Annotated in this window: 11 protein-coding genes and 2 pseudogenes; 5 read left to right on the top strand and 8 right to left on the bottom strand. The window is 66.5% G+C overall.

Annotated elements, in window-relative coordinates; translation table 11 throughout:
- Positions 1-5: 5 nt before the first annotated feature.
- Complete coding sequence (locus ACVWW3_RS13825; RefSeq protein WP_354104952.1) at positions 6-605, bottom strand: FMN-dependent NADH-azoreductase; 600 nt, start codon at positions 603-605, stop codon at positions 6-8.
- A gap of 83 nt (positions 606-688) precedes the next feature.
- Between ACVWW3_RS13825 and ACVWW3_RS13820 the strand changes: the two genes are divergently transcribed.
- A complete protein-coding gene (locus ACVWW3_RS13820) occupies positions 689-1,099 on the top strand; it encodes a winged helix-turn-helix transcriptional regulator (protein ID WP_456649604.1) in 411 nt (136 codons plus the stop codon).
- Here ACVWW3_RS13820 and dprA read toward each other — a convergent pair.
- Positions 1,096-2,238, bottom strand: a complete 1,143-nt coding sequence (gene dprA, locus ACVWW3_RS13815) for a DNA-processing protein DprA (protein ID WP_456671988.1) — start codon at positions 2,236-2,238, stop codon at positions 1,096-1,098. The two genes, ACVWW3_RS13820 and dprA, sit on opposite strands and share 4 nt — an antisense overlap.
- Before the next feature lie 90 nt (positions 2,239-2,328).
- On the opposite strand from dprA, the gene ACVWW3_RS13810 reads away from it, so the two are divergent.
- Positions 2,329-3,573 (top strand): amidase, encoded by a 1,245-nt coding sequence (locus ACVWW3_RS13810; protein WP_456649605.1) that lies wholly within the window; start codon positions 2,329-2,331, stop codon positions 3,571-3,573.
- Here ACVWW3_RS13810 and ACVWW3_RS13805 read toward each other — a convergent pair.
- The 4 genes and pseudogenes from ACVWW3_RS13805 to ACVWW3_RS13790 form a co-directional block, all read right to left on the bottom strand.
- Complete coding sequence (locus tag ACVWW3_RS13805) at positions 3,565-4,758, bottom strand: patatin-like phospholipase family protein (RefSeq protein ID WP_456649606.1); 1,194 nt, start codon at positions 4,756-4,758, stop codon at positions 3,565-3,567. The genes ACVWW3_RS13810 and ACVWW3_RS13805 overlap by 9 nt on opposite strands.
- 145 nt (positions 4,759-4,903) lie before the next feature.
- Positions 4,904-5,500, bottom strand: a complete 597-nt coding sequence (gene plsY / locus ACVWW3_RS13800; protein WP_456649607.1) for a glycerol-3-phosphate 1-O-acyltransferase PlsY — start codon at positions 5,498-5,500, stop codon at positions 4,904-4,906.
- 62 nt (positions 5,501-5,562) lie between these two features.
- Positions 5,563-6,865: pseudogene (locus ACVWW3_RS13795) on the bottom strand (dihydroorotase).
- Between the two features lie 5 nt (positions 6,866-6,870).
- Complete coding sequence (locus ACVWW3_RS13790) at positions 6,871-7,818, bottom strand: aspartate carbamoyltransferase catalytic subunit (RefSeq protein ID WP_247340632.1); 948 nt, start codon at positions 7,816-7,818, stop codon at positions 6,871-6,873.
- A 204-nt stretch (positions 7,819-8,022) separates the two neighbouring features.
- On the opposite strand from ACVWW3_RS13790, the gene ACVWW3_RS13785 reads away from it, so the two are divergent.
- From ACVWW3_RS13785 to ACVWW3_RS13775, 3 genes and pseudogenes are all read left to right on the top strand, one after another.
- A complete protein-coding gene (locus ACVWW3_RS13785; RefSeq protein ID WP_456672406.1) occupies positions 8,023-8,784 on the top strand; it encodes a M15 family metallopeptidase in 762 nt (253 codons plus the stop codon).
- Between the two features lie 19 nt (positions 8,785-8,803).
- Positions 8,804-10,448 (top strand): annotated as a pseudogene (locus ACVWW3_RS13780) (acyl-CoA dehydrogenase family protein).
- Positions 10,449-10,572: 124 nt separating this feature from the next.
- Complete coding sequence (locus tag ACVWW3_RS13775) at positions 10,573-11,337, top strand: CPBP family intramembrane glutamic endopeptidase (protein WP_456649609.1); 765 nt, start codon at positions 10,573-10,575, stop codon at positions 11,335-11,337.
- Here the strand turns inward: ACVWW3_RS13775 and ACVWW3_RS13770 are convergent.
- Both ACVWW3_RS13770 and ruvX read right to left on the bottom strand, forming a co-directional pair.
- Positions 11,334-12,263 (bottom strand): AEC family transporter, encoded by a 930-nt coding sequence (locus ACVWW3_RS13770; protein WP_247340624.1) that lies wholly within the window; start codon positions 12,261-12,263, stop codon positions 11,334-11,336. The genes ACVWW3_RS13775 and ACVWW3_RS13770 overlap by 4 nt on opposite strands.
- A 3-nt stretch (positions 12,264-12,266) precedes the next feature.
- Complete coding sequence (gene ruvX, locus ACVWW3_RS13765) at positions 12,267-12,758, bottom strand: Holliday junction resolvase RuvX (protein ID WP_247340622.1); 492 nt, start codon at positions 12,756-12,758, stop codon at positions 12,267-12,269.
- Positions 12,759-12,782: the final 24 nt, after the last annotated feature.

Here is a 12,782-nt window from a genome sequence, read left to right as displayed (position 1 = left end):
AAGCTTTACGCCGCGCGCAAGCTGGTGGCCGCCTCAAGTGCGCCAGCCACCGCTTTCTCGCGGTGATCCGGACCAACCTGAATACCGTCGGCGAAAATGAACTCGGGGCTGGTGATGCCGATGAAGCCGAACACCCAGCGCAGATAGGTTTCGAGATGCTCACCGAGCGCGGCTGGGCCGTAATAGCCGCCGCGCGAGATAGCCACGATCACGCGCTTGTCGCCGGCAAGACCCTGCGGTCCGTTCGCCCCGTAGCTGAACGTCTTCCCCGCCACCAGGACCCGGTCGATCCAGGCCTTGAGCTGGCTGGGAATGGTGAAATTGTACATGGGTGCGCCGATCACGATGATGTCGGCGGCCAGGAACTCGTCCAGCACCGCCGCGCTCGCGGCAAGATCGGGTCCGAGCTCCGCCGGCGCAGGTGCGCCTTGCGCGGCGGCGAGGTGCGAGCCGGAGAGGTGGGCGAGGGGGGTCTGGGTCAGGTCGCGATAGACGATGTCGAGCGACGGTGTCGATTGCCGGAGCCGGTCGACGATAGCGGCGGAGACCTGCCGGGAGACGGAGTGGGGGCCGAGCACGCTGGAGTCGAGATGGAGGAGTTTCATTTGGGGTCACCCTGGTATATGTTTGTAACCAGAGCTACATGAGTGACTATCGAAATCCCCGCAAGAACGCACTTTTTTGAGCCATGGGCACATCCCTGAAACCTGCACACATCGATTTGCCTGCCTCACCGAGGCCGGATCCCAACCATGCGGACTGCCGCGGGGTCGCCTCCGTGCTGTCCCGCGTCGGCGACAAATGGAGCGTGTTCGTGATCATGATGCTCGGCGATGGGCCGAGGCGCTTCAACGAGCTCAAGCGCATGATCAACGGCATCTCGCAGCGGATGCTGACCTTGACGCTGCGCGGGCTGGAGCGCGACGGCCTCGTCACGCGCACGATCTTTCCGACCATTCCGCCGCGCGTGGACTACGAGCTGACCGATCTCGGCCGCGGGCTGTCGCAGCCCGTCGAGGCACTCGGCAAATGGGCGATGGACCATCTGGCGCAAATCGAGGCTGCAAGGACGCGTTTCGATCAGCGCAACGAAACCTAAAGCAGCGACACCAGACCACCGCCGTGACGCTCGAGCCGGCCGGCGAGCTCCAGCTCCAGGAGCACGATGCGCACGATCGCGGGCGAGGCGCCCGACATCCGTACGAGATCGTCGATCGTGACAGGCGTGGGGCCGAGCAGGCCGGTGATCTGGTCGCGGTCGTGCCCTTGCGGATCGCTCTCGAACGGCTCGCTGTCGGGTTCTCTCGCCGGATGCATCAGCGGCCGCTCCATGATCGGCTGGATCGCGTTGATGACGTCGGCGGCTTCGGTGACGAGCGTCGCGCCCTGCTTGATCAGATCATTGGTGCCGGCGGCGCGCGGATCGAGCGGCGAGCCGGGCACTGCGAACACTTCGCGGCCCTGTTCGGCCGCCATGCGTGCGGTGATCAGCGAGCCCGAGCGGTGCGCCGCCTCCACCACGACCACGCCGAGCGCTGCGCCCGAGATCAGCCGGTTGCGGCGGGGAAAGTCGCGGGCGCGCGGCTCGTGGCCGAGCGGCATCTCGGAAATCGCCGCACCCTCGTGGTCGAGGATCGAGGCCAGCAAATCGCCGTGCTCGGGCGGGTAGATGCAATCATGTCCGCCGGCGAGCACCGCGATCGTGCCGCTTTCGACGCTGGCGCGATGCGCGGCCTGGTCGACGCCGCGGGCGAGCCCCGAGATGATGATAAAGCCGGCCTCGCCAAGCTCGCGGGCAAGCTGACCGGCGAATTTCAGTCCAGCGCCCGAGGCGTTGCGCGAGCCGACGATGGCGATGATCGGCCGCATTAACGTTGCACTGTCGCCGCGCACGGCGAGCAGCGGCGGTGCATCGTCGAGCGTTGCGAGCCGGGTCGGATAACCATCCTCGCCGGGCGCGAGCCAGGCGATGCCGAACCTGCGGCCTGCGGCAAGCTCGGCCTTCGCCTCGTCGGCGCTGCAGATGCGCGCCGAACGCTGCGCGCCACCACGGCTTGCGAGATCAGGCAGCCGCTCCAGCGCCGCGCGGGCCGTGCCGAAATGATTGACCAGCGAACGGAAGGTGCGCGGCCCGACATTGTCGGAGCGGATCAGCCGCAGGCGGTCGAGCCTGTCGGCCTCGGTCAGCTCCACGCTCGGATTGATGGCGTCCACGGCAGCTCCTTGCAGGCGCAGCATGGAACAACCTGAGGGCGTGGGCAACAGCGACGTGCGCTTGCGCGGTCTCGTCGCGATGCTAAAAGCGATGGCAATAAGAAGGGTATTGCCATGATCTCACTCGCCGATCTCCAGCGCCGCATCGAAGCCGGCGAGCTTTCGCCCGAGGCCGCCATCGCGCAATCGCACGCGGCGATCGAGGCCCGGGAGAAGGAGGTCCACGCCTTCGTCCGTCACGACAAGTCTGCGCAGGCGCAAGCCTCCGGTCCGCTGCGCGGCATCGCGGTCGGGGTCAAGGACATCATCGACACCGCCGATTTCCCGACCGAGATGGGCTCGGAGATCTATCGCGGCTGGCAGCCGCGCGCGGACGCGCCTGTCGTGATGATGCTGAAGCGGGCGGGCGCCACCATCATCGGCAAGACCACGACCACGGCATTCGCCTCGCGCGATCCGACCCCGACGCTCAATCCGCACAATCTCGGCCATACGCCGGGCGGCTCGTCCTCCGGTTCGGCCGCGGCCGTCGGTGCCGGCATGATCCCGCTGGCGCTGGGCACGCAGACCGGCGGCTCGGTGATCCGGCCTGCGGCCTATTGCGGGGCTGCTGCGATCAAGCCGTCGTTCCGGATGCTGCCGACGGTCGGCGTCAAATGCTATTCGTGGGCGCTCGACACGGTCGGCCTGTTCGGGGCGCGCGCGGAAGATCTCGCGCGCGGATTGCTGGCGATGACCGGTCGCACCGAATTCTCCGGCATCGTCGCGGCGAAGGCGCCGCGCATCGGCGTGGTCAGGCAGGAGTTTGCCGGCGCCGTGGAGCCGGCGGCCGAAGAGGGGCTGCAAGCCGCGATCAAGGCCTCCGAGAAGGCCGGCGCCAGCGTGAAGACCATCGATCTGCCGGAGGCGGTGCAGGAGGCCTGGCGCATCCATCCGATCATCCAGGATTTTGAGGCGCATCGCGCGCTCGCCTGGGAATTTTCGGAGCATCACGACGAGATCGCGCCGATGCTGCGCGCCAGCCTCGATGCGACCGTCGGCCTGACGCCGAAGGACTACGACGACGCACGCCGGATCAGCCGCCGCGGCCGCCGCGAGGTCAGTGAATTGTTCGAGGGCGTCGACGTGCTGCTCACCTATTCGGCGCCGGGCACGCCGCCGGCCAAGGACCTCGCCTCCACCGGCGACCCCCGCTACAACAGGCTCTGGACGCTGATGGGCAATCCTTGCGTCAACGTGCCGGTGCACAAGCTCGCGGGCTTGCCGATCGGCGTGCAGGTGATCGCGCGCTTCGGCAACGATCCCGGCGCGCTTGCTGCCGCGTGGTTCCTGGAGAACGCGTTGGCGAAATCAGGCTAGCGCCGGTTCAGGTGCGGGACGAGCGCGTTTGGCCTCCGCGCCTGTCGCGCCTTGCCCGAGCCAGCGCTCCGCGGCCTCGCGCCCGCTCCGGTGCAGCGCGCGAATGAAGCCGCGGCCGAGATCGGTGCATGAGCGCTGCGCCAGCCCGTCGACGAAATCTTCGGCGGCGATCCTGGAGAGCCGCAGCGAAGACGCCGCGTGCGATTGCGTCCATTCGATTGCCGCGATCTCGGCATTGAGGGCGGCATTGGCCGCGATCTGGTCGAGCCGGCGGTCGATCGCGGCGAGCGTGATCGGCACGTAGCTGTCGCGCGCCGGCGTGACCTGGACGAGCAGGATTTCGGAGCTTGTCGTGTCCTGCACGAGCCGCAGCAGCGGCGGATTGCCGCCGAGGCCGCCGTCCCAATAGGCCTCGCCGTCGATCTCCACGGCGCAGTGAACCAGCGGCGGACAGGTCGAGGCCAGCGCGACGTCGGCGGTGATCGCGTCATTGCGAAAAATCTGCTGCTGTCCGTCGCGGATCCGCGTCGCCGCGATCAGAAGCTTCGGGCAACGCGCGTCGCGCAAGGCGGAAAAGTTGATGTCGCGCGACAGCGCCTGCCGCAGCGGATCGAGATCGAACGGATCGAACTGGCCGGAGCGCAGCGTCGGACCGAACGCGACCGAGCTTCCCGCCGGCGAGAAGCCGCCGATCAGCATCAGCGATCGAAACGAGGCCTCGTGCATCAGCCGGATCCAGAACCGGTTCAGCCGCGCGCGCGCGCCTTCACGGCCGCCCTCGGCGAAACCGGAGGCGAGCAGCAGCGCGTTGATGGCGCCGGCACTGGCGCCGCTGATGGTGTCGATCGCGATGGACGGCTCTTCCAGCAGCCGCTCCAGCACGCCCCAGGTGAAGGCGGCGAAGGTGCCGCCGCCCTGGAGCGCCAGCGACAATTTCTGCGGCGGCCATGGGTCGGCGCGGGGCCGCGCCGGCGCAACTGGTGCGGCCGCGATCACGGCCTCAACCGTCAGAGGAGCTTGCGCGATGCGAGCAGGCTGCGGCGCTGGTGGCGAAACGGACACAGGCTTGGGAGCAGGAAACGGCGAGGGCGCACTGGACCAGATGTCCGTCATCGAGAGCAGCCGGCTTGCCGCCGTGCCCTGCAAGCCACCTTCAACGTGCGCGCCGACAATTTTCTCGCTCATTCTGAGCAACCGCGTAGAGCCATGCCCATGATCAGGGCCAGGCCAGGAACCCGTTCCACCATACAGCCGTGATTCGGCGGCAAGTTGCGAACAGCATCTAGGACATAATGCAGAAGGGCCGCTTCGGAATCCGTAGATGCCCGGCTCAGACCTTCTCGCCGATGCGGCTTTCCTTACCCGATTGCAGCCGCTTGATGTTCTCGCGATGCGCGTAGAACAGCAGCAGGGTCAGCACCGCTGATAGCGCAGACAATGCAGGCTGGCCGAACCACCACAGGAACATCGGCGTGATGAAAGCCGCCACCAGCGCCGAGAGCGATGAGTAGCGGGTCGTGGCTGCGGTGGCGAGCCAGAGCAGGCAGAACACCACCGCTGCCGGCCAGATCAGGCCGAGCAGGATGCCGATATAGACGGCGACGCCCTTGCCGCCGCGGAACTTGAGCCAGACCGGGAAGAGATGGCCGAGGAAGGCGCCGAGCCCGGCCAGCATCGCGGCATTGGGGCCTGCGATGTAGCCGGCGATCACGACCGCCGCCGTTCCCTTGAGCGCGTCGAGCAACAGGGTGGCCGCGGCAAGCCCCTTGCGCCCGGTGCGCAGCACGTTGGTGGCGCCGATGCTGCCGGAACCGATCGAGCGGATATCCTGCGTGCCGCCGAGCCTGGTCAGGACCAGCCCGAACGGAATCGAGCCGAGCAGATAGCCGATGACGAAAGCCACCGGCAGGAATGCTTCAAGCCCCATGGCTGAACCTCCAATGGCCGCATCTGAAGGTCGAACAGAGACGCCACGCATGATCTCGGAGGTCAGACATGCTCGTACACCGTCCGTCCGCCGACAATGGTGCGCACCACGCGGCCTGTAAAGCGGGCCTCGTCGAACGGCGTGTTCTTGCAGGGCGATTTGAGGTCGGCGGGATCGACCACCCAGGGGACATCGGGGTCGATCACGATGACGTCGGCCGGGGCACCTGTGCGCAGGGTTCCGCCAGGCAAGCCCAGGATCTCGGCCGGTCGGGTCGACATCGCCCGGATCAGTGTCTTCAATTCCAGCTCGCCATTATGCACGAGCCGCAAGCCCCGCTGGCAGCATGGTCTCGAGCCCGACGGCACCGGGAGCGGCTTCCGCGAACGGCAGGCGCTTGCCCTCGACGTCCTGCGGATTGTGGTCGGACATGATGACGTCGAGAAGGCCGGAGGCGACGGCTGCGACCAGCGCGCGGCGGTCGTCCTCTGTGCGCAGCGGGGGCGACAGCTTCAGGAATGTCCGGTAGGGGCCGATGTCGTTCTCGTTCAGCGCGAGGTGGTTGATCGAGACCGACGCGGTGACGGGGAGCCCGGCATCGCGGGCGCGTTTCAGGACGTCGAGCGAATCCGTGCAGGACAGCGAAGCCGCGTGATAGCGACCGCCGGTAAGCGCGACGAGGCGCATGTCGCGTTCCAGCATCACGGCCTCCGCCGCGTTTGGGATGCCCATCAGGCCGAGCCTCGTGGCGAACTCGCCCTCGTTCATCACGCCTTCGCCGACCAGCTTGGGGTCTTCGGTATAATGCACGATCAGCGCGTCGAAATCGCGCGCGTAGGTCAGCGCCCAGCGCATCACCTGCGCGTTGGTGACGCTCCTGTCACCGTCGCTGAAGGCGACCGCTCCTGCGGCCTTCAGGAGACCGAACTCGGTCATCTCCTCGCCGTGCATGCCCTTGGTGAGCGCCGCCATCGGCAGGATGTTGACGATTGCGGTGTCGCGGGCGCGGCGCATCACGAAGTCGACGGTCGCTGAATTGTCGATGACAGGCTCGGTCTCGGGCTGGCAGATGATGGTGGTGACGCCCCCGGTCGCCGCCGCCTGGCTCGCCGAAGCAAACGTCTCGCGATGGCTGAAGCCGGGTTCGCCGACAAAGGCGCGCATGTCGATCAGGCCAGGGGCCACGATCTTGCCGGAGCAGTTGACGATGTCGGTGCCTTCGGGGACGCCGGCAGCTCCAATGCCGCGGCGGGTCTCGCGGATGGTGCCGTCGGCGATCAGGACGTCGCCGACGCCGTCAAAATCCCTGGAGGGATCGACGACGCGGGCATTGGCAAGCAGAATGGGTCGTCGATCGATCAACATGGGCATCACGCGTTCGGAAGGTTACGGGCGAGCGCTTCCAGCACGGCCATGCGCACGGCGACCCCCATCTCCACCTGTTCGCGGATCAGGGACTGTGCGCCGTCGGCGACCGCCGTGTCGATCTCGACGCCGCGGTTCATGGGGCCGGGATGCATCACCAGCGCATCGGGTTTTGCGTAGGCCAGCTTCTTCTGGTCCAGCCCGAAATAATGGAAGTATTCGGAGGAGGAAGGCACGAAGGAGCCGTTCATGCGCTCGCGCTGCAGCCGCAGCATCATGACGATGTCCGCGCCGTTGAGTCCCTCGCGCATGTCGCGCGCAACCTCGACCCCCATCCGTTCGAGCCCCGGCGGCAGCAGCGTCGAGGGGCCGACGACACGGACGCGCGCGCCCATGGTGTTGAGCAGGATGATGTTGGAGCGGGCGACGCGCGAATGCAGCACGTCGCCGCAGATCGCGACGACGAGGCCTTCGATGCGGCCCTTGTTGCGGCGGATGGTGAGGCCATCCAGCAGCGCTTGCGTCGGATGCTCGTGGGCGCCGTCGCCGGCATTGACCACGGAACCGTCGACCTTGCGGGCCAGCAGTTCCACCGCGCCGGAGGCGTGATGCCGGACCACCAGGATATCCGGGTGCATGGCGTTCAGCGTCACCGCGGTGTCGATCAGCGTCTCGCCCTTTTTCATGGACGAAGAGGACACCGACATATTCATGACATCGGCGCCCAGCCGTTTGCCGGCGAGTTCGAACGAGGATTGGGTCCGGGTGGAAGCCTCGAAGAAGAGGTTCACCTGCGTCCGTCCACGCAGGACGGTGCGCTTCTTGTCAACCTGGCGGTTGACCTCGACATATTCTTCGGACAGGTCGAGGAGGCCGGTGATGTCGGCCGCGGAAAGGCCCTCGATGCCCAGCAAATGCCGGTGGCCGAGGACGAAGGTCGATTTCGATGTCATTAAAACGAGAGCTATAGGCGGGGATGGCTAAGGGGGCAAGGGCCAAAGCCGAACCGGTGAGTTATCCCCTGATCTGTCTTAACGTCACGATGCAGTCCGGAGCCGCAGCGGTCCGTCATGCCCGGGCTTGTCCCGGGCATCCACGTTCTTGCATTGCCGCCGAAAAAAGGGCGTGGATGGCCGGGACAAGCCATGACGATGTGGATGGATCTCGTGAAATCAATTCGAATTGCGCTTGTATTGACGGCGATCTCTTCGAGTGCCCACGCCCAATCGCTTCCCGGCGGTTTCGTCTATTTGCGCGACATCGACCCCAGCATCGTCCAGGACATCCGCTACGCCACCTCGAACAATTTCGTCGGCCGTCCGCTGGCCGGCTATGGCGCCGGTGAATGCGTGGTGAAGCGTGAGGTGGGGCTGCGGCTGAAGGCGGTTCAGCAGGAACTGGCGGGGCAAAATCTCTCGCTGAAGATGTTCGACTGCTACCGGCCGGCGCGGGCCTCGCTCGACATGGTCAGGAGGTGGTCGCAGAACGGCCACGAGACCGCCGCCGAGCGGCGCTACAATCCCAAAATTCCCAAGACGGAGCTGTTCCGCCTCGGCTACATCGCGAGCCGCTCGCAGCATTCCACCGGCGCGGCGCTCGATCTCACCCTGATCGATCTCAAAGCCGACAATTCGGGCAGATACGATCCGTCAAAAAGCTACGCCGATTGCACGGCGCCGGTCGAGGCGCGGCTGCCGGAAGGCAGCGTCGACATGGGCACGGGCTATGACTGCACCGACGTGAAAGGGCATACCGCCGCACCGTCGATCAATCCGGACCAGCGCGCCTGGCGCAGGCGGCTGGTGGCTGCGATGGCGAAGCAAGGCTTTGTGAACTATTCGAAGGAGTGGTGGCATTTTTCCCTGCCGGGGACGGGTGGAGCGGCCTATGATTTCCCGATTCCGCCGCGGCGGAACTGATCCCGCGCCGAGAAACAAGATGACCCAGCCCAGCTTCGCGACTCACGAGGTCTTCAAACCAGTCGCCGCCGCTCGAGGACGTCGATCTGTTCGCCATGGATCGGCCGCTAGTCGAGGCGGTGAAGGCCAATGGCGGCGCGGCGGCGGAACGGGCGCTGTCGGAGTTCGGGAGGCATTGGGGCTCGGCCGCGATGGCGGACCGCGGGCGCGTCGCGAACGAGAACACGCCGAAGCTGCGGACCTTCGATTCCAAGGGCAACCGCCGCGACGAGGTCGAGTTTCATCCCGCCTATCACGAGCTGATGGCGCACAGCGCGCATGCCGGCCTGCACAATTCGACGTGGACGACGGATGGAAAGCCTACGGGCGATGCCGCCGAGGTCATTCGTGCGGCAAAATTCTACATCGCCGCGCAAGTCGAGACAGGGCATCTTTGTCCGATCACGATGACGCGCGCCTCCGTCGCGGCGCTGGTGATGCAGCCGGATCTGCTCGGCAAGGTGATGCCGGTGCTGTCGACGAAGAGCTATGATCCCGCCTTCGCGCCGTGGTGGGACAAGCGCGGCATCACGCTCGGCATGGGAATGACCGAGAAGCAGGGCGGCACCGACGTGCGCGCCAACATGACGCGGGCGGTGCGCGATGGGGATGCCTATCGCATCACCGGCCACAAATGGTTCATGTCGGCGCCGATGTGCGATGCGTTCCTGGTGCTGGCGCAGGCGGAGCAGGGGCTGACCTGCTTCTTCATGCCCCGGTTTGCACCTGATGGCTCGGTCAACGCGATCCAGTTCCAGCGTCTGAAGGACAAGCTCGGCAACCGCTCCAATGCCTCGTCCGAGGTCGAGTTCGTCGGCGCCTATGCGGAAGCCGTCGGCGAGGAGGGCAAGGGCATCCGCACCATCATCCAGATGGTGCAGCTCACGCGCCAGGATTGCGCAATCGCCTCCGTCGGCCTGATGCGCTCGGGGCTCGCGCACGCGCTGCATCACACCCGTCACCGCAGTGTGTTCCAGAAGCATCTTGCCGATCAGCCCTTGATGCAGGCGGTGCTGTCGGACATGGCGCTGCATGTCGAGGCGAGCGTCGCGCTGATTATGCGGCTCTGCCGCGCCTTCGACCGCACGCCGCACGATGCGGCGGACGCCGCCTATATGCGGCTGCTCACGCCCGCGATCAAATACTGGACCTGCAAGAGCGCGCCGGCGTTTCTCTATGAGGCGATGGAGTGCCTCGGCGGCAATGGCTATGTCGAGGACGGCATTCTGGCACGTCACTACCGGGAGGCGCCGGTCAACGCGATCTGGGAAGGCTCGGGCAATGTGATGTGCCTCGACGTGCTGCGCGCGCTCTCGCGCGAGGCGGATGCGGCGATGGCGGTGCTGCAAGGACTTGCGGCTGAGACGAAGGGCTTGTCCGGAGCAGGCGAGGCGATCACTTTCATCGGCGAGAGCTTCCGCCGGGCGGACGGCGAGCGCGTCGCGCGGCTTGCGGTCGAGAAGCTGGCGCTACTTGCCGCAGCCGCCGCGCTCAACGCTGTGTCGCCCCGCCATGCCGAGCTGTTCGCCGTCACTCGGCTCGCGGCCAACCACGCCAGCATGTATGGCGCGGTGGAGCTGGAGAGCGGTGAGGTGCGTGCACTGCTGGAGCGGGCGCTGCCTTGAACGGGGCATGCTGGAACCACATCGTCATGGCCGGCACATCCGTCCGAAGGACGGCGTCGCTTCCGTTCACCTACGTCCCGGGCATGACGGTCGCTCGATAGACTGCTTCTAACGAAAGCCCTTCATGGACTCCCTCAATCCCGACCATCCGCCGCTTACCGTGACCCTTGCGACGCCGCGCGTCTGGAAGTTCCTGGGCACGGCGCTGTGGGGCCTACTCATCTTCGTCGCGATGTTCGTCGGGCAGATCGGCGCCATCGTTCTGCTGGTGGCGCAGCGTGGCCTGCCGATGGACCTCGCCTCGCTTCAGCTCGTCGGCCGCGAGCCGCAGGCGCTTGCGCTGTCGGTGACCATGGGCCTGCCGGCGACGCTGGCCGCGGTGTGGCTGGCCATCCGCATCAAGAAGGCCGCTTTCGCCGATTATCTCGCGCTGCATTGGCCGTCCTGGAAGCAACTCCTGTTCGGCGCCGTCGGGCTTGTCCTGATCGTGGTGGCCTGGGAGACGATGTCGCGGAGCCTCGGCCGCGAGGCGACGCCGGGCTTCATGACCGATCTGCTGAAATCCGGCCGCGACAAGGGCGCAGCCTTCTTCCTGCTATTCGCCTTCAGCGTGGCAGCGCCGATGTCCGAGGAGGTTTTGGCGCGCGGGTTCCTCTACCGTGGCTGGTCGGCGAGCTTCCTGCGCGTGCCGGGCGCGATCGTCCTGTCGTCGCTGGTGTGGACGGCGGTGCATCTGCAATACGACATGTACTTCCTCGCCGAAGTCTTCTCCATCGGCCTGTGGTTCGGCTACATGCGCTACCGCAGCAGCTCGCTCTGGCTCACGATCGTGCTGCACGCGCTGAACAATTTGACGGCGGTGGTGCTGACGATGTGGCTGGGGAGCTAGGCCACCAGCGCGATCGCGATCGCGATCGGCATGGTGATTGCCGCCAGGATCGTTTGCAGCGTGATGATCTGCGCCAGCAATGGCGCGTCGCCGCCCATCTGGCGGGCCAGCACGTAGGCGCTGGGCGAGGTCGGCACCGCCGCGCAGATCGCGATGATCGCGAGGTTGGTGCCTGCTAGCCCGAACCAGACGGCAAGCGCCAGCGCGAGCACGGGCATCAGCACCAGCTTGAACGTTACGCCGATCGTCGCGCCGACGCTCGGGCGGAGCAGGCCTTTGAGCTGCAGGCCGGCACCGGTGACGAGCAGGCCGATGGCGAGCGAGGAGCGGCCGAGCGCATCCGCGACCTCGTGCCAGATTTTTGGCAGCGGCAGATGGCCGACGTTGATGACGAGGCCGATCACGCAGGCCCAGATCAGGGGATTGCGGACCAGCGTCATTACGATCGCGCGGGCAGACTGCTTTTCCGGCGCGGCGTAATGGGCCAGCACCGCGACGCTGAACACGTTGACCAGCGGGATGATCGCGACCATAGCGACCGAGGCGAGGGCCAGCCCGACATCGCCGAACATGTTGGCGGAGACGGAGAGTGCGACATAGGTCTGCCAGCGGGTAGCGCCCTGGAAGATCGAGGTGAAGGCGGGACCGTCGATGTCGAGCCGCGCGAGAGCCGGGCGGAGCGCGAGGCAGAGCAGCGACATCGCGAGCGCCGACAGCAGCAACGCGCCGCCGACGCCGGCGACTGGGACCCTGGACAGGTCGGCCTTCACCAGCGTCTGGATCAGCAGCATCGGAAACAGCACGAAATAGGTCAGCCGCTCCAGCCCGTGCCATTGCGTGTCGAGCCGCATCAGGGTGCGCTTCAGCACGACGCCGAGCACGATGAGGATAAAGACCGGGAGGAGCGCCGCGATCACGACGGCCATGGATCAGTCAGGCCCCGGCGCTGCGCGCAGATTGGCGAGCCGGTCGAGCGCGCCTTGCAGGATGAAGATCGCGGCGTGCTCGTCGATCACCTCGGCGCGCTTGGCGCGGCTGACGTCCATGCCGATCAGTTCGCGTTCGACCGCGGCGGTCGACAGACGCTCGTCCCAGAGGCCGATCGGCAGCGCGGTCAGGCCGGCGAGGTTGCGGGCAAACGCCCGGGTCGATTGCGCGCGCGGGCCCTCGCTGCCATCCATGTTGATGGGCAGGCCGAGCACGAAGCCGACGGCCTTGCGTTCACCGGCAATCGCGAGCAGCCGGGCGGCATCCTGTTTGAAGGCCTTGCGCTGGATGGTCTCGACGCCGGTAGCTAACCGGCGGTCCGGATTGGAGACGGCAACGCCGATGGTCTTGGTACCCAGATCGAGCCCGACCAACCCGCCGCGTTCGGGCCAGTGGGTTGCAGCATCGACGAGAGGCAGGATAAGAGCCGGCATGGGATTAGCGCATATCACGCGTCG

The sequence above is a fragment of the Bradyrhizobium sp. LM2.9 genome (assembly GCF_054056555.1).
The sequence above is the reverse complement of the archived record's forward strand: the minus strand, read 5'-3'. Positions and strand labels throughout refer to the sequence as shown.

Coding starts and splice junctions, on each gene's coding strand:
- dprA (WP_456671988.1), bottom strand. CDS start 2,238: ATGCTGCGCCTGCAAGGAGCTGCCGTGGACGCCATCAATCCGAGCGTG.
- ruvX (WP_247340622.1), bottom strand. CDS start 12,758: ATGCCGGCTCTTATCCTGCCTCTCGTCGATGCTGCAACCCACTGGCCC.
- ACVWW3_RS13825 (WP_354104952.1), bottom strand. CDS start 605: ATGAAACTCCTCCATCTCGACTCCAGCGTGCTCGGCCCCCACTCCGTC.
- ACVWW3_RS13805 (WP_456649606.1), bottom strand. CDS start 4,758: ATGAGCGAGAAAATTGTCGGCGCGCACGTTGAAGGTGGCTTGCAGGGC.
- ACVWW3_RS13775 (WP_456649609.1), top strand. CDS start 10,573: ATGGACTCCCTCAATCCCGACCATCCGCCGCTTACCGTGACCCTTGCG.
- plsY (WP_456649607.1), bottom strand. CDS start 5,500: ATGGGGCTTGAAGCATTCCTGCCGGTGGCTTTCGTCATCGGCTATCTG.
- ACVWW3_RS13790 (WP_247340632.1), bottom strand. CDS start 7,818: ATGACATCGAAATCGACCTTCGTCCTCGGCCACCGGCATTTGCTGGGC.
- ACVWW3_RS13785 (WP_456672406.1), top strand. CDS start 8,023: ATGGATCTCGTGAAATCAATTCGAATTGCGCTTGTATTGACGGCGATC.
- ACVWW3_RS13820 (WP_456649604.1), top strand. CDS start 689: ATGGGCACATCCCTGAAACCTGCACACATCGATTTGCCTGCCTCACCG.
- ACVWW3_RS13810 (WP_456649605.1), top strand. CDS start 2,329: ATGATCTCACTCGCCGATCTCCAGCGCCGCATCGAAGCCGGCGAGCTT.
- ACVWW3_RS13770 (WP_247340624.1), bottom strand. CDS start 12,263: ATGGCCGTCGTGATCGCGGCGCTCCTCCCGGTCTTTATCCTCATCGTG.